This is a genomic window from Sphingobium sp. L-44 (assembly GCF_056859495.1).
In genome coordinates this window covers 152023-172093 of sequence record NZ_JBSXOQ010000117.1, presented here as the reverse complement: position 1 = coordinate 172093, position 20071 = coordinate 152023, and the positions used below count along the sequence as shown (strand labels likewise).

Sequence of the window (20071 nt, the reverse complement as noted above, 5' to 3'; positions counted from 1 at the left end):
CATGGTCCTGCCGGTTCACTTACGGCCGGTGTGCAGGCTTCCAATGCAATCACGATCAGCGGCAGGCAGCATATCCTCATGCAGTCATCGTGTCAGGCGCGGTAGACATGAGCAAGAGCAGCGCAGTCCGCCGCTCAGGCCGGTCGATACTTGCAGGGCAATGGAGCCGCTTACGGCAACTTTGCGGAAAGCACATCCCGCATCGGATTGGCTAAAAATGGCCATTCCCACCCTGTCCTACTCCGCCTTTCTCTGATCTACCCTTGGAAATGGATCAATCACACGATCTTCACGCCATCTCGCGGTCGCTCCGCAACCGCCTGCTGGCGCACGGGCGTCGCTTCACTGTCGCCCCACTGTCGCGTCACCGAGGCGTGGTGATGACCCGATTTCGATGCGCGTGTCGCTTCACAGGCGCGCCGTCGGCGCGTCGCAGGAGCATCACCGGCGCTTTTCCCCGAAATCAGCCTCACGACACTGTGAACTTCGACTGTCGCGTCGATTTCCGGTCGAGACCCGCCAGCAATTTTCAGAAAGAATCCGGATCGGTCCGGCCAATTACCGCAGCTCGCAGCAGCGTAACACGGAAAAAGCGTCCCGCCTTTGCCCCGGAAGGCGGGACGGGACGCTCCATCGGTCGCAGGCCGCCCCGTGATAACCATGCGCGGGCCGCGTCCGTCGAACCAACGACATCGGGGCGACGCCGTTCCGGCGTTGATCGCGGGTCTGGCGCGACCTGCCGCAAAATCCGCCCCATCTGGGCAGCCTCCCAGCTTCCTCTCGCCGGGAGGCACTGCGCCTCAGCGCCGGGCAAGCTGAACGGCCGACTTGTGACTGATGGTCAGGCCCGCATCGGCCCAGTCCTGCCTGCTGCGGCAATCGACGCGCGGCACCAGCGTGCTCGGCTGCACTTCGCGGAAGCAGTAGCGGTCGGTTTTCTCTTCATAGCTGACCTTGGCGTTGCCAAACTTGCCCACGGGCTGGGCGAAGGCGGGCGCGGCGGCAACGGTCATGGCGGCGGCAGCGGCGATGATGGCGATGGTCTTCATGAGCAAATTCCTTCCCTGATTTTAATGGATCGGCGGCGCCGGCGTTCAGCGCTGGGCCAACTGGACGGCCGGCTTGCGGCTGATGGTCAGGCCCGCGTCGGCCCAGTCCTGCTTGCTGCGGCAATCGACGCGCGGCACCAGCGTGCTGGGCTGCACTTCGCGGAAGCAGTAGCGGTCGGTCTTTTCTTCATAGCGGACCTTGGCATTGCCGAACTTGCCTTCGGGCTGAGCGAAGGCGGGCGCGGCAGCAACGGTCATGGCGGTGGCAGCGGCGATGATGGTGATGGTCTTCATGAGCAAATTCCTTCCCTGAAATCTCGTTCCGCGACCCCGATCGGGTCGTGCCAGGAGCATTGCAGGGGCCGTGCCAATTTGCCGAAAGCCCGGAAAATCGGGCCTAAGTCCACGCAAATCACATTTGCCGAACGAAAATTACACCAACAGTCGGCGATATATTTTTATATTTGGCATTTTCCGCGAACGACGATCCATCCCAACTTCGCCACGCATCAGCAAAGCTTTATTGTCAATCAAATCAGTAGTGATAAAATTGCCCCATAGATTTGGAGGTGCAGATGACGATTCACACCCTGTCGGACGACCAGACCCCCACCATCCTGACCGTGCCCGGCCTGATGAACAGCGGTCCGGGCCACTGGCAAAGCCTTTGGGAAAAGGCGCTTCCCGACTGCCATCGGGTCGAACTGGGCAGCTGGGACGCGCCCCATCGCAATGCCTGGATCACCAACCTGGGCCATGCCATCGCCCAGGTTGACGGGCCGGTGATCCTGGCCGCGCACAGCCTTGGCTGCCATGCGGTCGCCTGGTGGGCAGCGTTCGAAACCGGACAGTTGCGGGACAAGGTGGCCGGCGCCCTGCTGGTGGCGCCGCCGGAAGTGGACAGCGGCGCGGTCGACCGCCGCCTCGTCGGCTTCGGCCCCACGCCCAAGGGGCTGCTCCCCTTCCCCTCGATCGTCGTCGCCAGTCGCAACGATCCCTATATCGACTTTGCCAGCGCCCGGCGGCTCGCCCAATTCTGGGGCAGCCAGTTCGCCGACGCGGGCGAAAGCGGCCATATCAACGCCGCGTCGGATCTGGGCGAATGGAGCTTCGGCCAGTTCCTGCTCCACCGCCTGACCGATCGGACAGCGCCGGCCGATCTTGCCGCGGTTCGGAACGAAGAAGCCCGGCGCAGCGCCGAAATGTCGATCCGCTACGGCTTCTGATCGCCGCTCACAGGCGGCCGCCCTGTCCTATTCGACGGCAGGATGGTACAGGATCGATCCGGCATGGGCGCCCACCCCGGCCGGATCGACCCAGCATCATAAAATTTCCAACTTCGGTTCTTAAATGTCCAAATATGCGGGAAATATGGGAAGTTAAGCGGAACATTTCCTATTGGCCGAACGTAGAAGAGCGCCCTCCATGCCCCGCTCTTCCTTCGTTAACCATTTTCGGTCATATCCTGCACCATGTCCGCCGCGCTGACGTCCCATGAACCCGCGACCGGCGCCCTGCTATGGCAGGGCGAAAGCGGCGACGTGGACGATATCGTCGCCCGCGCCCGCTCCGGCTGGCCGCGCTGGGCCGCACAGCCGGTCGCCTTCCGCATCGAAACGCTGCGCCGCTTCGTCAATGTCGTGCGCGCCCATGAGGAGGAACTGGCCGACCTGATCGCCCGCGAAACCGGAAAGCCGCTATGGGACGCCCGGACCGAGGTGACGGCGGTCATGGCCAAGATCGACACATCGGTCGCCGCCTATTCCGAACGCACCGGCCAGCGCCGGCTGGAGGCCAATCTGGGCGCCCGCCAGTCGGTGCGGCACAAGCCCCATGGCGTGATGGCGGTGCTTGGCCCCTATAATTTTCCGGCCCACCTGCCCAATGGCCACATCATCCCCGCGCTGCTGGCGGGCAATGCCGTCATCTTCAAGCCATCGGAAAAGACCCCGGCGGTCGGCGAGATGCTGGTGCGATTCTATCATGAGGCAGGCGTCCCGACCGATGCCGTCCAGTTGCTGCTCGGCGGCGCGGAGGAAGGCAAGGCGCTCGCCGCCCATACCGATGTCGCGGGCATATTGTTCACCGGATCGGCGCAGACCGGCATCGCCATCAACCGCCAGTTCGCGACCCAGCCGGGCAAGATCCTCGCGCTCGAAATGGGTGGCAACAATCCGCTGGTCGTCTGGGACACGCCGGAAATCGGCGCCGCCGCCGCGCTGGTCATCCAGTCCGCCTTCCTGTCGAGCGGCCAGCGCTGCACCGCCGCCAGCCGTCTGATCGTCCGCGACGCGATGGCCGACGCCCTGATCGCCGAGGTCAAGAAGCTTGCCGACCGGCTGATCGTCGATCACCCCCATGCCGATCCGCAGCCCTATATGGGGCCGGTCATCGACAGCCCGACCGCCGATGGCCTGACCGAAAGCTTCCTCTATCTGATGAGCCATGGCGGCCGGCCGATCAAGCATATGGTCCGGCCGCAAAAGGGCCTGCCCTTCCTGACGCCCGCAATCATCGACGTGACGGCGATGAAGGAACGGCCCGATGTCGAGCTATTCGGTCCGCTGCTCCAGATCGTGCGCGTGCCCGATTTCGAAACCGCCATCGCCGAAGCCAATAGCAGCCGTTATGGCCTGTCCGCCTCGCTCGTCGGCGGCAGTCCCGAACAATATGCGCAATTCTGGGGCAATGTCCGCGCCGGCGTGATCAACTGGAACCGGCCCACCAATGGCGCGTCGGGCACCGCCCCGTTCGGCGGCGTCGGCGTATCCGGCAACCACCGGCCCAGCGCCTATTATGCCGCCGATTATTGCGCCTATCCGGTCGCCTCCGCCGAGATCGAACAGCCTCGCGCCACCATCGGCATCGGCCTCAAGGACATAGACGTCAGCGCCATGGGCGATTGACAACCCGGCTACTGGACAAAACTTTTCCTAAGCCCCTCCATATCCATTCTGAATTGAAACTCCGCCGCCCTTTCGCCATGTGGCGAGCATGGCTGACATTGCACCTGCTACCGTCCACCTGGTGGGCGCGGGACCGGGCGACCCGGAACTGCTGACCATCAAGGCCGTGCGCCTGATCCGCGACGCGCGCCTGATCGTGCATGACGGGCTGGTGTCCGACGACATATTGGCGCTGGCCGGCCCGCAGACCGAACTGGTCTCGGTCGCCAAGCAGCGCAGCCGCCACTCCATGCCGCAGGAGGCGATCAACGCCCTGCTGGTCCGCTTCGCTCTGGCTGGCGAGCCGGTCGTTCGCCTGAAGGGCGGCGATCCCTTCATCTTCGGCCGTGGCGGCGAGGAAGTCGACGCCTGCCGCGCTGCCGGCGTGCCGGTCGAGGTCGTGCCGGGCATCAGCGCCGCGATCGGCGCCGCCGCCCAGGCGCAACTGCCGCTGACCCATCGCGAGGCGTCGAGTGCGGTCAGTTTCGTCGCCGGCCAGTGCAAGGGTCTCACGACACAGGACTGGTCGGGCCTTGCGGGAAAAGGCCGCACGCTCGTCATCTATATGGGCGTCGCGACCGCCGCCGACATCGCCGACAAGCTGATGGCCGACGGCGTGTCGCCGGCGATCCCGGTCGCGGTGCTGGAAAATGGCACGCGCGCCGATATGCGCAGCCTGCGCACCCTGCTCGCCGATCTGGGCGACATGGTGGCGCGTGAAGAAGTCAAAAGCCCGGCCCTGATCGTGGTCGGCGACGTGGCAGCCCATGCCCTGGCACGCGATGTGCTGGCGGACTGGGCGGCAAAAGGGGAGAGTATTTCGGAGATGCGTTCGTGAAGATCCTGACGGGCAATGATCTGGTGACCGGTGATGTCATCTGGTGGGCCGGCGATGGCTGGTCGCGCCAGGTCGGCGACAGCGCCGATGTCGGCGAACAGGGCGACGACCTCGCCCGCACCGAGGAAGCGGCGCTGCGTGTCGTCGGCGCCTATGTGATCGACGCGACCGTCACCGACGAGGGCGTGCGCCCGGCCCATATCAAGGACCGCATTCGCGCCCTTGGCCCCACGGTGCGCCCCGACCTCAATTTGAAACCGAATGACGCCGACGCCGGCAACTGGGTGATCTGACATGTATCGCTACGACAGCTATGACCAGTCCATCGTCGACGCCCGCGTCGATGAATTTCGCGACCAGGTGCAACGCCGCCTGACCGGCGCCCTGACCGAGGATCAGTTCAAGCCGCTGCGGCTGATGAACGGCCTCTATCTGCAGCTCCACGCCTATATGCTGCGTGTTGCCATCCCCTATGGCACGCTCAGCGGCAAGCAGATGCGCAAGCTGGGCGAGATCGCGGCCAAGTACGACAAGGGCTATGGCCACTTCACCACGCGCCAGAACCTGCAATATAATTGGATCAAGCTGGCCGATGCGCCCGACATCCTCGCCGAACTGGCGACGGTGGAGATGCACGCCATCCAGACCAGCGGCAACTGCATCCGCAACATCAGTTCCGACCAATATGCCGGCGTTAGCGCCGACGAGGTGGCGGACCCCCGCCCCTGGGCCGAACTGCTGCGCCAATGGTCCAGCTTCCACCCGGAATTCACCTATCTGCCGCGCAAGTTCAAGATTTGCGTGATTGCCAGCGATGACGACCGCGCGGCGATGCGCCTGCACGATATCGGCCTGAAGCTGGTGTCGAAGGATGGCGTGATCGGCGCCGAAGTCTATGCCGGCGGCGGCATGGGCCGCACCCCGATGGTCGCGCCGCAGATCAGGGATTTCGTACCGGAGGAGGAGATCGTCTCCTATCTGGAGGCCTGCCTGCGCGTCTATAATCGCTACGGTCGCCGCGACAACAAGTACAAGGCCCGCATCAAGATCCTGGTCCATGAGATCGGCGTCGAGGAATATAAGCGCCAGGTCGAGGAAGAGTTCGCCCATATGCGCGAACTGGGCCTTAACCCGCCGACCGAGGAACTGGACCGCATCCGCGCCTTCTTCGCCAACCCGGCCTATGAAACGGGCCTGAGCGAAGACATCGACCGTGCCGATCCGGCCTTTGCCCTGTGGGTCGACCGTCAGGTCGCGGCGCACAAGCAGCCGGGCTATGCGATCGTCAATATCAGCCTGAAGCCGTTGACCGGCATTCCGGGCGACGCGTCGGCCGAACAGATCGAACTGGTCGCGTCGCTGGCCGAGCAATATTCGCTCGACGAACTGCGCGTCACCCATGCGCAGAACCTGGTCCTGCCGCATGTGAAGAAGGCCGATCTCTACGCCATCTGGCAGAAGCTGGACGAAGCGGGACTGGCCGAGGCAAACCTTGACCTCATCACCGACATCATCGCCTGCCCCGGCCTCGACTATTGCGCGCTGGCCAATGCCCGCTCGATTCCGCTGGCACAGAAGATCGCGCAGCGCTTCGCCGATGCTGAACGTCAGGCGGAGCTGGGCGAACTGAAGCTGAAGATTTCGGGCTGCATCAACGCCTGCGGCCACCATCATGCCGGCCATATCGGCATTTTGGGCGTCGACCGGAAAGGCGTGGAGAATTTCCAGCTGCTGCTCGGCGGATCGGGCGCGGAGGACGCCTCGCTCGGCCAGATCACCGGCCCCGGCTTCTCCGAGGATGGCGTGGTCGACGCGATCGAGAAGGTCACGGACATCTACCTCGCCGAACGCACCGACGGGGAGCGTTTCCTCGACACCTATCGCCGCATCGGCATGAAGCCCTTCAAGGAGGCGATCTATGGTTGAGTTCCTCTCCTTCCGCGACGGTGAAGCCGCGCAGGAGCCGGCTGTCACGGTCGAATCCTTCACCGGCCAGTCCAACGCCACCGCCGTCCGCATCGAGCCGGGCGAGGATGCACGCGAACTGCTGCCCCACCTCGATCGCCTCTCGCTGGTCGAGGTGAACTTCCCCGCCTATGGCGACGGGCGCGGCTATTCGGCCGCGCGCATCCTGCGGGAATCGGGCTATCAGGGCGAATTGCGCGCCGTGGGCGATGTGCTGGTCGACCAGATCAACGCCATGCGCCGCTGCGGCTTCGACAGTTTCCACCCCGCCAAAGCCCTGGATGACGCCGCCGTGGAGCGCGCGCTCACCCGCTATGCCGACGTCTATCAGAAGACGATCGATGGCCGTCAGCCCGTCTGGGCGAAACGGCATCCGGAGAAAATTGATGGCTGAACCTGCCCGCCAGATCCCAGAGCGGCTAGTAGATGTGATCGATGCCCGCCCCGTCTTTACCCAGGGGGATGCCGATGCGCTCAACACGCGTTTCGAGGGCGTCGATACGCTGACCATGCTCAAGACCGTGTTCGCGGAAGGCCTCGCCGGCAATGTCGGCGTCGTCTCTTCCTTCGGCACGGAAAGCGCGGTGCTGCTCGATCTGGTGGCCAAGGCCGACAAGGCCATCCCGGTGATCTTCGTCGACACGCAGAAGATGTTCGCCGAAACGCTCAACTATCGCGACACGCTGATCGCACGGCTGGGCTTCACCAACAGCAGCGTGGTCGCGCCCGACGCGGCGGTGCTGGCCAAGAAGGACGAAACCGGCCTGCGCTGGTCCTATGACCCCGACGGCTGCTGCGAAATCCGCAAGGTCGAGCCGATGAAGCGCGCCAAGGCGAGCCTGGACGCCTGGATTTCGGGCCGCAAGGCGTTCCAGTCGGTGACGCGCCAGAACCTGCCCCGTTTCGAGGTCGAGGACGGCCGGCTCAAGATTAATCCGCTGGGCGACTGGACCAAGACCGATCTGGAAGCCTATTTCGAGGCCGAACAACTGCCGCGTCACCCGCTGGAGGCGCAGGGCTATCTGTCGATCGGCTGCGAACCCTGCACGTCCAAGGTTCTGCCGGGCGAAGACCCGCGCGCCGGTCGCTGGCGCGGCTGGGACAAGGTGGAATGCGGCATCCATTCACCGGTCACGCCGATCCCCGTCGTCGATCCGGAAGACCCGGCAAACCTGCCCGCCTTCTGATCGCACCGGGCGCCCTGCGGGGTGCCCGTCCCCTATCTTATTGTAACATTGCGTAACAAGCGCGGGCGCGCGCTGGACCTGTCGTGTCAGCAGCGCAATACACTCCCCCCTTTCCAACGGGACTTAAGGGAGTCGCCCCATGGATCGTCGTCAATTTCTGCTTTCCTCGGGCGCGGTTGCGCTCGCCACCGCCGCGCCTCGCGCCCTGGCCCAGACGGCCGGCGCCGATGATGCGCGCCTGTCGGCCGCCTTCGCCACCGCCTTCGAGCGCCAGCTCGACCTGTCGCCGGCCATGGTCACCAGCCTCGACCTCGACAAGGGCGCCCGTTCCGCCGCCAAGAGCCAGCTCGACGACAACAGTAAGTCCGGCACGATGAAGAAGCTGGCCGCGACCCAGGCGGCGATCAAGGAATTCAAGGGCTATGAGGGCGCCGCCCTGTCGGATGCGCAGCGCCTGAACCTGGAGGTCATCCTCTATTCGCTCGACCAGCAGACCGTCGCCCCGGCGAAATTCGGCCTCAACAGCGTCCAGCGCCCCTATCGCATCTTCCAGCAGGGCGGCAGCTATTTCCAGACGCCCGATTTCCTCAACACCGCGCACACCATCAACACGGCCGGTGATTGCGAGGCCTATGTCGCCCGGCTCGATGCCTTCGCCCGCAACCTGCGCACCGACACCGCGCTGCAGCGGGACGAGGCCGCGCGCGGCTATCTCGCCCCCGGATGGTCACTCGACCTGACGCTCGGCCAGATGAAGAAGCTCCGCGGCCAGCCCGCCGCGACCAGCAGCCTGGTCCAGTCGCTGGTGAAGCGCGCCGCCGCCAAGGGCGTGACCGGCGACTGGCAGGCACAGGCCGCCGCGATCGTCGAAAAGTCGATCTATCCCGCGCTCGACGAACAGATCGCCGCGATCGAAGCCTTGAAGCCCAAGACCGCCGCCGGTGACGGCGTATGGCGCACCCCGCGCGGCGATGAAATCTACGCAGCGGCGCTCAAGCAGGCGACCACCACCGACCTTAGCGCCGATCAGATCCACGCCATGGGACTGGAGCAGGTCGCCGACATCAGCGCCAAGCTGGACGTGATCCTGAACGGCGCCGGCTTCACCAAGGGCAGCGTCGGCGAAAAGCTCGCCGCGCTCAATGTCGATCCGGCCCAGCTCTATGCCGACAGCCCGGACGGCCGCGCCGCCCTGCTCGCCCAGCTCAACCGCGATCTCGACGCCATGAAGGCGAAGCTGCCCCAGGCGTTCACGACCATCCCCAATACCCCGCTCGAAATCCGCGCGGTGCCGGTCGAGATCCAGGATGGCGCCTCCAACGGCTATTATAATCGCGCTGCGCTCGACGGCTCGCGCCCGGCCATCTATTTCATCAACCTGAAGGATGTCGGCGACTGGCCGAAATATGGTCTGCCCGCCCTCACCTATCATGAAGGTGTGCCCGGCCATCACCTCCAGATCTCGACCGCGCAGACCGCCGGTGACGTGCCGATGCTGCGCAAGATCGCCTTCATGAGCGCCTATAGCGAAGGCTGGGCGCTCTATGCCGAGCAGTTGGCCGACGAACTGGGCGGCTATGCGACGCCGATCGACCGTGCCGGCTATCTCCAGTCCTTCCTGTTCCGCGCCGCCCGCCTGGTGGTCGACACCGGCATTCATTCCAAGCAGTGGAGCGTCAAGCAGGCGACCGATTACATGGTCGAGAAGACCGGCTTTGCCCGCCCCCGCTGCCAGCGCGAGGTCGAGCGCTACTGCACCCAGCCGGGCCAGGCGACCAGCTACAAGGTCGGCCATGGCAGTTGGACCAAGGCCCGCGAAAAGGCGCAGGCGCTGCTGGGTGACAAGTTCGATATCAAGCAGTTCCACGCCGTTCTTGAGGAAGGCGCGATGCCGCTGTCGATCCTGGAAAAGCGGATCGAGGATCGCGCCCGCGCGCTCGTTCAGGCCTGACACAGGACAAGCGGGTCCGGCCTTTCCTCAAGGCCGGACCCGTTGCATGATCACAAAAGAACAAAGGGGTATCGCCATGCTTCGTGCCGCACAGATTTCCACTGCCGCCCTGATGATCGCTGCGCTCGCCGCGCCGATCGCCGCCCAGACCGATCCGATGACCCCGGACAAGGTCGATGTCTATGATCCGGCCCGGCCGCAGGCGGACTATGTGCGCAAGGAAGTAATGATCCCGATGCGCGACGGGGTGAAGCTGTTCACCGTCATCGTCATGCGCAAGGGCACGAGCCACGGCCCGATCCTGCTGACCCGCACCCCCTATGATGCGGGCAAGGCGACCAGCCGCAACCGCAGCCAAAGAATAGAGGAAATCCTGCCGGTCATGGATGCCGATTTCGTCAATGACGGCTATATCCGCGTCTATCAGGACGTGCGCGGCCTGCACGGGTCGGAGGGCGACTATGTCATGACCCGTCCGCTGCGTGGCCCGCTCAACAAGACCGATGTCGACAATAGCACCGACGCCTATGACACGATCGACTGGCTGGTGAAGAATGTGCCGGAAACCAACGGCAAGGTCGCGATCACCGGCTCCTCCTATCCCGGCTTCACCTCGCTGATGGCGCTGATCGATCCGCACCCTGCGCTGAAGGCCGCCGTGCCGCAGAGCCCGATGGTCGACGGCTGGATGGGCGACGACTGGTTCCATAATGGCGCCTTCCGCAATTTCGGCTTCGGCTACAGCCTGTCGCAGACCGCCAAGAAGGGCGGCGGCGCGATCCCGATGGGCAATGGCGACGAATATACGACGATGCTGAACGCCGGATCGGCCGGCGACTTCGCCCGCGCCTATGGCCTCGACGCCTTCCCTTCGGTCCGCAAGCTGCTCGAACATCCGGCCTATGACGCCTATTGGCAGGAACAGGCGGTAGACAAGCTGCTGGCCAAGCGCACGCTGACCGTGCCGACCATGCTGGTCGTGGGCCAGTGGGACCAGGAGGACAGCTATGGCGCGCCGGCGGTCTACAAGGCGCTGGAACCACAGGACAAGAAGAATGATATGGTCAGCCTGGTGATCGGCCCCTGGCGCCATAGCGGCGTCAATTATGAGGGCCGGAGCCTGGGCGATCTGCAGTTCGAGGGCGATACCGGCCGCCAGTTCCGCGTCGGCACAATGAAGCCTTTCCTCGACCATTATCTCAAGGACAATCCGCCCGCCGGCTACAGCATGCCCGGCTCGCTAACCTATGCGACCGGCATCGACAAATGGGAAACCCGCGCCAAATGGCCGGGCGGCACGCCGACCCCGCTCTATCTCGGCGCCAGTTACAGCCTGTCCTGGGCAAAGCCGGCAACAGCGGGCAGCGACTCCTATGTGTCCGATCCGGCCAAGCCGGTTCCCTATCTGCCCCGGCCGATCCATCAGGACCAGAATGAGGCCTGGCGCACCTGGCTGGTGAAGGACCAGCGTTTCGTCGATGGTCGGCCCGATGTGCTGACCTATGTGACGCCGGTGCTGGACAAGGACGTCCATATCGCCGGCCAGCCGATGGTCGACCTGTTCGCCGCGACCAGCGGGACCGACAGCGACTGGGTGGTGAAGCTGATCGACGTCTATCCGGAGGAAAACACCGCCAATCCGGTCATGGCCGGATATGAACTGCCGATCGGCATCGACATTTTCCGGGGCCGCTACGCCCATGGCTTCGACAAGCCGCAGGCGCTGACTCCGGGCAAGGCGGAAAATTACAAGTTCGGCCTGCCCAATGTGAACCATGTGTTCAAGCCGGGTCATCGCATCATGGTGCAGATCCAGTCCAGCCTGTTCCCAGTCTATGACCGCAACCCGCAGACCTATGTGCCCTCGATCTTCGACGCGAAGCCGGGCGACTACAAGCCAGCGACCCAGAGCGTGCAATATGGCGCGGCGGGCGCCAGCGCGATATGGTTGCCTATCGTCAAATAAGCGGATGGCAATGCGCCGCCGCGATCAAGGGAGGGCATGATGGCGGTTGAACTGAAGATCCTGGCCTGGGCCTGCGTCCTGCTGCTGGTCCATATCTTCGCGGCGGCGCATCTCAAGACGAAGCAATATGGCCTGAAATGGAATACCGGGGCGCGGGATGAAAACCTGCCCCCGCTCGATCCCGTCGGCGGCCGGCTGGTCCGCGCCCAGGCCAATTTCCTGGAAACCTTCCCGATCGCGATCATCGTGCTGTTCGGCGTGGTCGTGGCCGGCCGCACCAGCGAATGGACGGCGATCGGTGGCTGGCTGTGGCTGGTGTCGCGCGCGCTCTACCTGCCGCTCTATGGCCTGGGCGTGCCAGTGGTCCGCTCGCTCGCCTATCTCGCCAGCATGATCGGCCTGTGCATCGTCTTCAAGGCGTTCGTCGCCGGCTGAACCCGGTGGCGGCGGACATGTCCGCCGCCATGCCCGCTTATTCGAGGTCTTCGAGGTAGGAACTGCCCTCGGCCAGATCCGAGAAGCGCGTGATCTTGGCGTCGAACTTCATGCGGATACGGCCGGTCGAACCGTGACGCTGCTTGGCGACGATCACCTCGGCCAGGCCGTAGATGCGCTCCATCTCCTGCACCCATTCCTGATGCTCGGGACCTTCCTTGTTGCCCGGCTCCTTGGCGGCGACATAATAATCCTCGCGGAACACGAACCAGACCATGTCCGCATCCTGCTCGATCGAGCCCGACTCGCGAAGATCTGACAGCTGCGGACGCTTGTCCTCGCGCTGTTCCACCGCACGGCTGAGCTGCGACAGCGCCAGCACAGGGACATGAAGTTCCTTCGCCAACGTCTTCAAACCACGGGAAATTTCCGAAATTTCGTTGACGCGGCTATCGCCCGCCTTGCCGCTGCCCTGCAGCAGCTGGAGATAGTCGACGACGATGAAACCGACATCATGACGGCGCTTGAGCCGGCGCGCGCGGGTGCGCAGCGCCGCGATCGTCAGGCCCGGCGTGTCGTCGATGAACAGCGGCAGTTCCTGCAGGTCGCGCGCGGCGCGCGACAGGTTCTGGAAGTCCGCCCGGCTGATCTTGCCCATGCGGAGCGCTTCGCCGCTGATCCCCGACTGTTCGGCCAGAACGCGGGTCGCGAGCTGGTCGGCCGACATTTCGAGGCTGAAGAAGGCGGTCTTGGCGCCCATATTCTTTTCCGGCGGAATGCCGTCATTATGGTCGCGCAGCCAGCGCGACGCCGCATTATAGGCGATATTGGTCGCCAGCGACGTCTTGCCCATGCCCGGACGACCGGCCAGGATCATCAAGTCGGAATTGTGCAGACCACCGATCTTCTCGTTGAGGCTGTTGATGCCGGTGGTGATACCCGACACATGGCCGCCGCTGTTGAGCGCACGTTCAGCCACCTGTACCGCCATGGTGGAGGCCGAAAGGAAGCTCTTGACCGACCCGCTCTCGCCCTCGCCTTCCGACACTTTGTAAAGCGCGACTTCGGCCAGCTCGATCTGCTCGCGCGGATTGACATCCTCGCTAGTATCCAGAGCATTATCAACCAGTTCTCGACCGACGTTCACAAGCTGACGAAGTAGGGCAAGGTCATAGATCTGGGTCGCGAAGTCGCGCGCACCCAGCAGCGCCGCGCCGCTGCCGGTGAGCTGCGCCAGATAGGCCGCTCCGCCCAGCTCCTTGAGCGCCGGATCCTGTTCCAGCATCGGCTTGAGCGTCACCGGGTTGGCGATCATGTCGCGCTCGATCAGGCGCATCACCGCCTCATAGATACGACCATGCAGTGGCTCGAAGAAATGTTCGGGCTTCAGCTTGAGCTGCACATCCTCCGCGATGCGGTTGTCAATCATCAGCGCGCCGAGCAGCGCAGCCTCCGCTTCGACGTTGCGCGGCAGTTCCAGCCCGCCCTCTTCGGGAGCGGCATTGAGTTTCACGAGTTCGACCATTGCGCCCTCATCGCGCCACGGCGCGGGTCGCGCAAGGGCGAAGGTTGAAACAACCGCATCTCCCCCGCCACAAGTCCCGCTTGCTTTTCGTGGCCCGCCGCCGCACTGACAGCAGACCCGCCATGGCCGATCCGCGCATCATAGACATCAAGCTCGACGAGCGCACCATCTTGTGGCGCAACGCGGATGTCGAGCAGGAACGGCGCATCGCCATTTTCGACCTTCTGGAGGATAATCATTTCGCGCCCGAGCGCGTCCATGCCGACGGCTATGCCGGCCCCTACAAGGTGGTGCTGCGGGTCGAGGAAGGGCGCCTGGTCATCGAGATCAACCGCGCGGACGACAGCCCGCTGGAAGCGATCATCCTGGGCCTGGGCCGTTTCCGCCGGCCGATCCGCGAATATTTCGCGATCTGCGACAGCTATTATCAGGCGATCAGCAATGCCTCGCCCACGCAGATCGAAACCGTCGACATGGCCCGGCGGGGCATTCACAACGACGCAGCGGACATGCTGAAAGAGCGGCTGGAGGGGAAGATCGCGGTCGATTTCGACACCGCGCGCCGCCTGTTCACACTTATCTGCGTCCTGCACATCAAGGGGTAATATCATCGGGCGTTTGACTTTGGGGGGCTTGCTGGTCCGCTTGGGGGCGGTTCTGGCAATCATAATGGTGCTGGGTTCGGCACTGTGGATCTATGCACGCGGGTGGGCTCCGAACCGTGACGAATATCCGACCCAGGGCGTATCGGTGACATCCGACACCGGCCTGGTCGAATGGGGCACGCTGGCGGCGCAGGGGGCGGATTTCGCCTATATTCGCGCGGCCAGGGGCGCCAGCCTGCGCGACCCGCTGTTCGCCGCCAACTGGCGCGGCGCACGCGGCGCGGGCATGCGCTATGGCGCGGCGCTGGACTATAGCCTGTGCGCCAAGGCTGTCGATCAGGCGACCCAGTTCATGACCACCGTGCCGCGCGACAATGCCGCCCTGCCCCCGGTCATCCGGCTGGGGTTCGATCCGTCCTGCGCCACGCGGCCGGGCCGCGATCAGGTGTTGTCGGAACTCAACACGCTGGTCAATCTGGTCGAAAGCCATGCCGGCAAGCCCGCCCTGCTCAACATCAGCGCCGATTTCGACGCCCAATATGACATTGCCAGCGGCATCAACCGGACCTTGTGGGTCGATGGCAATTTCTTCGCGCCCGATTATGCCAAACGGCCCTGGGTGATGTGGACAGCCAGCGACATGCGGCATATCGACGGCGTCGACGGACCGATCAGATGGGATGTGGTGGCACCATGAGTGCAGAAGACAAGAATATCGCCGCGCTGGTCGCGGCAGCACGCGGCGCGCTGGCCCATGCCCATGCGCCCTACAGCCGCTTTGCCGTGGGCGCCGCCGTGCGCCTGACCGATGGTAGCATCGTCACCGGCAGCAATTTCGAAAATGCGAGCTACGGCCTGTCGCTGTGCGCCGAAACGGTCGCGCTGGCGACCGTCAACGCGCAGGGCCGCCTGGCCGATGTCGCCGAAATCGCGGTCGTCGGCGGCGGCATGGCGGCGGACGGCAGCGTCGGCGGCGAAGCGATCGTCAGCCCCTGCGGCCGATGCCGCCAGGTCATCAACGAAGCCGAACAGATGGCCGGCCGCCCCCTGGCCATCTATTGCGTCGCGCCCGAAGGTGACGGCCTGGTCGAACATCGCGTTGCCGACCTGTTGCCCCACGCCTTCGGCCCGGCCGACCTTGGCATCACCCCTGCACAGAAGAGCTGACAGACCCATGTCCATCCTTTCCGACCGCTGGATCCGCAAGCAGGCCCAGTCGAACCGCATGATCGAGCCGTTCGTCGAGAATCAGCGCCGCGACGGCTGCATCAGCTATGGCCTGTCCTCCTATGGCTATGATGCGCGCGTCGCCGACGAGTTCAAGATCTTCACCAATGTCGACAGCGCTGTGGTCGATCCCAAGGATTTCGCCGCCAACAGCTTCGTCGACCGCAAGACCGACGTCTGCATCATCCCGCCCAACAGCTTCGCCCTTGCCCGCACGGTCGAATATTTTCGCGTCCCGCGCGACGTGCTGGTGATCTGCCTTGGCAAATCCACCTATGCCCGTTGCGGCATCATCGTGAACGTCACGCCGCTGGAACCGGGCTGGGAAGGCCATGTGACGCTGGAATTTTCCAATACCACGCCGCTGCCCGCCAAGATCTACGCCAATGAAGGCGCCTGCCAGTTCCTGTTCCTGCAGGGCAACGAGCCTTGCGAGGTCAGCTATGCCGACCGGGCCGGAAAATATATGGGACAGCAGGGTGTGACATTGCCGCGCCTGTGACGCTGTGGCAGCATCGCGGGCCATGAAGCGCACATGGCCCTCCCGATGCTGAAATTCCTGCGCCGATCCAATGACGAGGACGGGCTGCCTCCCAGCGTGGAGGATGACTGGCGCATCTATGCGATCGGCGACATTCATGGTCGGCTCGACCTGCTCGACCAACTGCTTGGCATGCTCGCCGCCGACGATGCGCTGCGGCCTGGGAAGCGGCGATGCCTCATCCTGCTCGGCGATCTGATCGATCGTGGGCCGCATTCGGCGCAGGTGATCGAGCGGGTCCGGGCACTGCACGGATCGGGCAGCGACATCCGGCTGCTCAAGGGCAATCATGAAGAGATTTTCGTCATGGCCGCGCGCGGCGACCAGGGCGCGGTCGGCTTCTTCCGTCGGATTGGCGGCATGGAAACGCTTGCCAGCTACGGCCTGCCGCTTTCGCTCAGCGCCGACATGGACGACAGGGCAATCGCCCACTGGATGATGAACTATATTCCGCGCGCGGATGTCGATTTCCTCGACAGCTTCGTCGATCATCTGACGGTCGGCGATTATCTGTTCGTCCATGCCGGCATCCGCCCCAGAGTGCCGATCGCCGAGCAGCGACCGTCCGATCTGCGCTGGATACGTGGCGATTTCCTCAATCATGGCGGACGGCATGACAAGATGGTGGTCCATGGCCACAGCATCACGCCCGAGGTCGAAAATCTGGCCAATCGCATCGGCATCGATACCGGGGCCTATTATTCCGGCCGGCTGACCGCGATCGGCTTGGAAGGCGCGGACCGCTGGTTCCTGCAGACCGGCGAGACCTGAGCCTTCAGCCGCGACAGCCGCGCCCGGCGCTTTTGTTGCCGGTCCATGGCGGATCGACCGCCATATTTCGTTCCCATGACCAACGGCAAAAATGCCGATCAGCAGGGGACATATCATGCAGAAACGCCATGTTCTGGCGGGGCTTTCGCTCGCCACATGCCTTGTTGCGCCGACCCAACTGCTTGCCGCCCCTGCGCCGGACACCAGCCTGTCGCAGCGGCACAAATTCTCCATCCCGTCGCAGCCCCTGAGCGGCGCGCTGCGGGCGCTGTCGGCGCAGGCCGGCATTCGCATCCTGTTCCCCTATGATGAAGTCGCCAATATCCGCAGCCGCCGGGTCGAAGGATGGCTGAGCACCGACGATGCGCTCAGCCAGTTGCTGGCCGGCACCGAATTGCGCCGATCCCCGGCCGGCGCTGGCGTCATCGCCCTCGTCACCCCGCCCAACCGCAGCGCGGTGCGTCGCCGACCGCTGGCGATCCAGTTCGCGCAGGCGAGTGGCACGGCTACGCTCGATGGCCTCGCCATGGCGCCTGCGCCGGAGCCGGCAGCGGAATCCGCGCCCATCATCGTCACCGGCACCCGCCAGACGACCCGCACCGTCGCCGAAAGCCTGGCGCCGATCGACGTGCTGGGCGAAAAGGATCTGGAAGCCAGCGGCAAGCAGTCGGTGCGCGATCTGCTCGGTACGCTGGTCCCGTCGATCAATGTATCGAACAATGGCGCAGGCGCCAGCTGGGCGGTGCGCACTTTGTCGCTGCGCGGCCTGGGCGGCGACCAGTTGCTGGTACTGGTCAACGGCAAGCGGCGGCACAATACCGCCACCCTGTTCATCAACGGGTCGGTCCAGAATGGCCAGTCGCCGCCGGACCTGGACCTGATCCCCGGCAACGCGATCCAGCGGATCGAGGTGCTGCGCGACGGCGCGTCGGCGCAATATGGGTCGGATGCGATCGCCGGCGTCGTCAACATCATCCTGAAGAACGACACGCAGGGCGGCGCGGCGCTGACCATGGGCAGCACCGCCGACAATGGCGGCTGGCAGGGCCGCTGGCAGATCGACAAGGGTTTCGCGATCGGGCCGGACGGCGGCTATATCCACCTGTCGGGCGAAGGCGTGCTGCAGGACAATACGGTGGTGAACAGCAGTCCGATCACCAGCAATCCCTTCTACCCCACCGGCGACGCGCGCAATGCCGACCCGGACCGCATCCGCGCCAGATATGGCCAGCCGCAGGTGATCGGCGGCAATGCCAGCTATGACACGATGATGCCGGTCGGCGGCGACATGGAGCTGTACAGCTTCGGCACTTACTCCAAGCGCCATGCGGCCGGCTGGCTGACCTATCGCAATCCGGCGGCGCTCAACAATATCCTGGAGATCTACCCCGAGGGCTATATCCCGCGCATCCACGTCTATGACGAGGATTTTCAGGTCGCCGGCGGCCTGCGCGGCGAGATTGGCGGCGGCATCCATGTCGACCTGTCGACCAGCTATGCGCAGGACGAGGTCAAATATGCGCAGACCACCTCGCTCAATCCCTCCATGGGGCCGGCCAGCCCGACCCATTTCTATCTCGGCAAGATCCGCTTCGACGAATGGACCAGCAATCTCGACTTCAGCAAGGAGCTCGACATCGGCCTCGCCGGGCCGCTGTCGGTCGCGGTTGGTGCCGAATATAAGAAGAACAAGTTCCTGATCGGTCCGGGCGACCCGGAATCCTATATCGATGGCGGCTATGTCTCGCCGGCCGGCAGTTGGTTCGCGGGGGCGACGCGGACCGGGGTCGGGTCGCAGGGCGTCACTGGCTTCCTGCCCGAAGGATCGGGTAACTGGAGCCGCGACAACTGGAGCGCCTATATCAATCTGGAAGGCCAGATCGTCGAGGGGCTGGAGTTCGGCCTTGCCGGACGGCATGAGGATTATTCCGACTTCGGCACCACCGATACCGGCAAGGCGTCGCTGCGCATCGAGCCGTTTCGCGGCTTTGCCATTCGCGGCACCGCCAGCACCGGCTTTCGCGCGCCGACGCTGCAGCAGCAACATTATGCCTCCTCCTCCACGATCAACGTCACCGTCAACGGCGTGAACCAGCTGCTGCCGGTGCAGGCGCTGCCGGTCGACGGCGTCGCCGCGCGGGCGCTGGGGGCGCAGCCGCTGAAGCCGGAAAAGTCGACCAACTTTTCCGCCGGCATCGTCCTGACCCCGGCCCCCAATTTCAACGTCACGGTCGATGCCTATCAGATCAAGGTCAGGGACCGCATCCTGCTGTCCGAAACGCTGAGCGGCCCGGTGGTCATGAACGCGCTGGCGGCGGCCGGCATCCAGGGCATTGCCGGTGGCCTCATCTTCTCCAACGCGGCCGACACGCGCACCCGCGGCCTCGACATCGTCAGCACCTATCGGGCGGGGCTGGGCGACTTCGGCACCGCGACGATCAGCCTGTCGGCCAATTTCAACAAGACGATCTTCACCCATATCGATCCGGTCCCCGACGAGATCGCCGCATCCGGGCTGGTGCTGATCGGCCGGGCCAAGCAGGGTGACCTTTCCGAAGGCACGCCGCGCGACAAGCTGATCGGCAACATCCTGTGGGAAAAGGGCGATTTCAACCTGAACCTGCGCGCCACCCGCTATGGCAAAATCTATCAGCGGGCGAGCGCCGCCGTCTATCATACCGAGGATTTCCAAAGCTGCACCGCCAACAGCCCCGGCTGCCTCTATGATTATGTCGATGAGAAGCTGAGCCCCAAGACGATCCTCGACCTCGAACTGGGCTACCGGCTGGCGAAGGGCGTCAAGCTGTCGGTCGGCGCCAATAATCTGCTCAACACCTATCCCAACAAATTGAAGCCCGTGAACCGGACGGCCGGCAGCCTTTACAATGCCTATGCCCCCTATGGGATCAGCGGCGGTTTCTATTATGGCCGGCTGAACCTGGAATTCTGACGCGACAGTTGAAAGTTCACAGTGTCGTGCGACGCCAAATCAGCCGTTTTTGCGGCTTGGCGCGCCTGCCACGCGTCCCTGATGCGCCACCGAAGCGACAGTCACGCCACGGTGAA

At 64.3% G+C, this 20071-nt stretch carries 19 protein-coding genes; 16 read left to right on the top strand and 3 right to left on the bottom strand.

Annotated features, from left to right (window positions below):
- Nucleotides 1–800 precede the first annotated feature (800 nt).
- Nucleotides 801–1049 carry a hypothetical protein gene (locus tag AC13EK_RS21570; RefSeq protein ID WP_069337251.1) on the bottom strand — a complete coding sequence of 83 codons (249 nt, stop codon included), beginning with the start codon at nt 1047–1049 and terminating at the stop codon, nt 801–803.
- A gap of 45 nt (nt 1050–1094) precedes the next feature.
- Nucleotides 1095–1343, bottom strand: coding sequence for a hypothetical protein (locus tag AC13EK_RS21565; RefSeq protein ID WP_037520923.1), 249 nt, complete (start codon nt 1341–1343; stop codon nt 1095–1097).
- 281 nt (nt 1344–1624) lie between these two features.
- Here AC13EK_RS21565 and AC13EK_RS21560 point away from each other — a divergent pair, with 281 nt between their 5' ends.
- The 10 genes from AC13EK_RS21560 to AC13EK_RS21515 all read left to right on the top strand — a co-directional run bounded on the left by AC13EK_RS21560 (nt 1625) and on the right by AC13EK_RS21515 (nt 12336).
- Nucleotides 1625–2275 (top strand): RBBP9/YdeN family alpha/beta hydrolase, encoded by a 651-nt coding sequence (locus tag AC13EK_RS21560; protein WP_170828690.1) that lies wholly within the window; start codon nt 1625–1627, stop codon nt 2273–2275.
- Nucleotides 2276–2521: 246 nt separating this feature from the next.
- Nucleotides 2522–3955: a succinylglutamate-semialdehyde dehydrogenase gene (astD, locus tag AC13EK_RS21555; RefSeq protein WP_483022381.1), complete on the top strand. Its 1434-nt coding sequence runs from the start codon at nt 2522–2524 to the stop codon at nt 3953–3955.
- 88 nt (nt 3956–4043) lie between these two features.
- Nucleotides 4044–4832, top strand: a complete 789-nt coding sequence (gene cobA, locus AC13EK_RS21550; protein WP_069337249.1) for a uroporphyrinogen-III C-methyltransferase — start codon at nt 4044–4046, stop codon at nt 4830–4832.
- Nucleotides 4829–5125: a DUF2849 domain-containing protein gene (locus tag AC13EK_RS21545; RefSeq protein ID WP_004212225.1), complete on the top strand. Its 297-nt coding sequence runs from the start codon at nt 4829–4831 to the stop codon at nt 5123–5125. The genes cobA and AC13EK_RS21545 overlap by 4 nt, the downstream gene beginning before the upstream one ends.
- A gap of 1 nt (nt 5126) precedes the next feature.
- Nucleotides 5127–6758, top strand: a complete 1632-nt coding sequence (locus tag AC13EK_RS21540; protein ID WP_069337248.1) for a nitrite/sulfite reductase — start codon at nt 5127–5129, stop codon at nt 6756–6758.
- Nucleotides 6751–7191 carry a DUF934 domain-containing protein gene (locus tag AC13EK_RS21535; RefSeq protein ID WP_004212223.1) on the top strand — a complete coding sequence of 147 codons (441 nt, stop codon included), beginning with the start codon at nt 6751–6753 and terminating at the stop codon, nt 7189–7191. The genes AC13EK_RS21540 and AC13EK_RS21535 overlap by 8 nt, the downstream gene beginning before the upstream one ends.
- Nucleotides 7184–7984 carry a phosphoadenylyl-sulfate reductase gene (locus AC13EK_RS21530; RefSeq protein WP_069337247.1) on the top strand — a complete coding sequence of 267 codons (801 nt, stop codon included), beginning with the start codon at nt 7184–7186 and terminating at the stop codon, nt 7982–7984. Before AC13EK_RS21535 ends, AC13EK_RS21530 begins: the two co-directional genes overlap by 8 nt.
- A gap of 139 nt (nt 7985–8123) precedes the next feature.
- On the top strand, nt 8124–9935 hold the full coding sequence (locus AC13EK_RS21525) for a DUF885 domain-containing protein (protein WP_483022380.1): 1812 nt from the start codon (nt 8124–8126) through the stop codon (nt 9933–9935).
- A gap of 76 nt (nt 9936–10011) precedes the next feature.
- Entirely contained in the window at nt 10012–11901 is a 1890-nt protein-coding gene (locus tag AC13EK_RS21520; protein ID WP_277788108.1) for a CocE/NonD family hydrolase, read from the top strand.
- 39 nt (nt 11902–11940) lie between these two features.
- Nucleotides 11941–12336: an MAPEG family protein gene (locus AC13EK_RS21515; protein ID WP_004212218.1), complete on the top strand. Its 396-nt coding sequence runs from the start codon at nt 11941–11943 to the stop codon at nt 12334–12336.
- A gap of 37 nt (nt 12337–12373) precedes the next feature.
- Here the strand turns inward: AC13EK_RS21515 and AC13EK_RS21510 are convergent, their stop codons facing one another.
- A complete protein-coding gene (locus AC13EK_RS21510; RefSeq protein WP_010339984.1) occupies nt 12374–13861 on the bottom strand; it encodes a replicative DNA helicase in 1488 nt (495 codons plus the stop codon).
- 122 nt (nt 13862–13983) lie between these two features.
- On the opposite strand from AC13EK_RS21510, the gene AC13EK_RS21505 reads away from it, so the two are divergent.
- From AC13EK_RS21505 to AC13EK_RS21480, 6 genes are all read left to right on the top strand, one after another.
- The gene (locus tag AC13EK_RS21505) at nt 13984–14466 is read left to right on the top strand and encodes a UPF0262 family protein (protein ID WP_069337244.1); all 483 of its coding nucleotides are present in this window, start codon (nt 13984–13986) and stop codon (nt 14464–14466) included.
- A gap of 64 nt (nt 14467–14530) precedes the next feature.
- The gene (locus AC13EK_RS21500; RefSeq protein ID WP_004212215.1) at nt 14531–15163 is read left to right on the top strand and encodes a GH25 family lysozyme; all 633 of its coding nucleotides are present in this window, start codon (nt 14531–14533) and stop codon (nt 15161–15163) included.
- Nucleotides 15160–15633, top strand: a complete 474-nt coding sequence (locus tag AC13EK_RS21495) for a cytidine deaminase (protein ID WP_069337243.1) — start codon at nt 15160–15162, stop codon at nt 15631–15633. The genes AC13EK_RS21500 and AC13EK_RS21495 overlap by 4 nt, the downstream gene beginning before the upstream one ends.
- A 7-nt stretch (nt 15634–15640) precedes the next feature.
- Nucleotides 15641–16195: a dCTP deaminase gene (dcd, locus tag AC13EK_RS21490; RefSeq protein WP_004212213.1), complete on the top strand. Its 555-nt coding sequence runs from the start codon at nt 15641–15643 to the stop codon at nt 16193–16195.
- Nucleotides 16196–16228: 33 nt separating this feature from the next.
- Entirely contained in the window at nt 16229–17005 is a 777-nt protein-coding gene (locus tag AC13EK_RS21485; RefSeq protein WP_069337242.1) for a metallophosphoesterase family protein, read from the top strand.
- Nucleotides 17006–17120: 115 nt separating this feature from the next.
- Complete coding sequence (locus tag AC13EK_RS21480) at nt 17121–19955, top strand: TonB-dependent receptor plug domain-containing protein (protein ID WP_069337241.1); 2835 nt, start codon at nt 17121–17123, stop codon at nt 19953–19955.
- Nucleotides 19956–20071: the final 116 nt, after the last annotated feature.

Excerpts from the sequence above, each read along its gene's own strand:
- AC13EK_RS21570 (WP_069337251.1), bottom strand. The coding sequence starts at position 1,049 with ATGAAGACCATCGCCATCATCGCCGCTGCCGCCGCCATGACCGTTGCC.
- AC13EK_RS21565 (WP_037520923.1), bottom strand. The coding sequence starts at position 1,343 with ATGAAGACCATCACCATCATCGCCGCTGCCACCGCCATGACCGTTGCT.
- AC13EK_RS21560 (WP_170828690.1), top strand. The coding sequence starts at position 1,625 with ATGACGATTCACACCCTGTCGGACGACCAGACCCCCACCATCCTGACC.
- astD (WP_483022381.1), top strand. The coding sequence starts at position 2,522 with ATGTCCGCCGCGCTGACGTCCCATGAACCCGCGACCGGCGCCCTGCTA.
- cobA (WP_069337249.1), top strand. The coding sequence starts at position 4,044 with ATGGCTGACATTGCACCTGCTACCGTCCACCTGGTGGGCGCGGGACCG.
- AC13EK_RS21540 (WP_069337248.1), top strand. The coding sequence starts at position 5,127 with ATGTATCGCTACGACAGCTATGACCAGTCCATCGTCGACGCCCGCGTC.
- AC13EK_RS21535 (WP_004212223.1), top strand. The coding sequence starts at position 6,751 with ATGGTTGAGTTCCTCTCCTTCCGCGACGGTGAAGCCGCGCAGGAGCCG.
- AC13EK_RS21530 (WP_069337247.1), top strand. The coding sequence starts at position 7,184 with ATGGCTGAACCTGCCCGCCAGATCCCAGAGCGGCTAGTAGATGTGATC.
- AC13EK_RS21525 (WP_483022380.1), top strand. The coding sequence starts at position 8,124 with ATGGATCGTCGTCAATTTCTGCTTTCCTCGGGCGCGGTTGCGCTCGCC.
- AC13EK_RS21520 (WP_277788108.1), top strand. The coding sequence starts at position 10,012 with ATGCTTCGTGCCGCACAGATTTCCACTGCCGCCCTGATGATCGCTGCG.
- AC13EK_RS21515 (WP_004212218.1), top strand. The coding sequence starts at position 11,941 with ATGGCGGTTGAACTGAAGATCCTGGCCTGGGCCTGCGTCCTGCTGCTG.
- AC13EK_RS21510 (WP_010339984.1), bottom strand. The coding sequence starts at position 13,861 with ATGGTCGAACTCGTGAAACTCAATGCCGCTCCCGAAGAGGGCGGGCTG.
- AC13EK_RS21505 (WP_069337244.1), top strand. The coding sequence starts at position 13,984 with ATGGCCGATCCGCGCATCATAGACATCAAGCTCGACGAGCGCACCATC.
- AC13EK_RS21500 (WP_004212215.1), top strand. The coding sequence starts at position 14,531 with ATGGTGCTGGGTTCGGCACTGTGGATCTATGCACGCGGGTGGGCTCCG.
- AC13EK_RS21495 (WP_069337243.1), top strand. The coding sequence starts at position 15,160 with ATGAGTGCAGAAGACAAGAATATCGCCGCGCTGGTCGCGGCAGCACGC.
- dcd (WP_004212213.1), top strand. The coding sequence starts at position 15,641 with ATGTCCATCCTTTCCGACCGCTGGATCCGCAAGCAGGCCCAGTCGAAC.
- AC13EK_RS21485 (WP_069337242.1), top strand. The coding sequence starts at position 16,229 with ATGGCCCTCCCGATGCTGAAATTCCTGCGCCGATCCAATGACGAGGAC.
- AC13EK_RS21480 (WP_069337241.1), top strand. The coding sequence starts at position 17,121 with ATGCAGAAACGCCATGTTCTGGCGGGGCTTTCGCTCGCCACATGCCTT.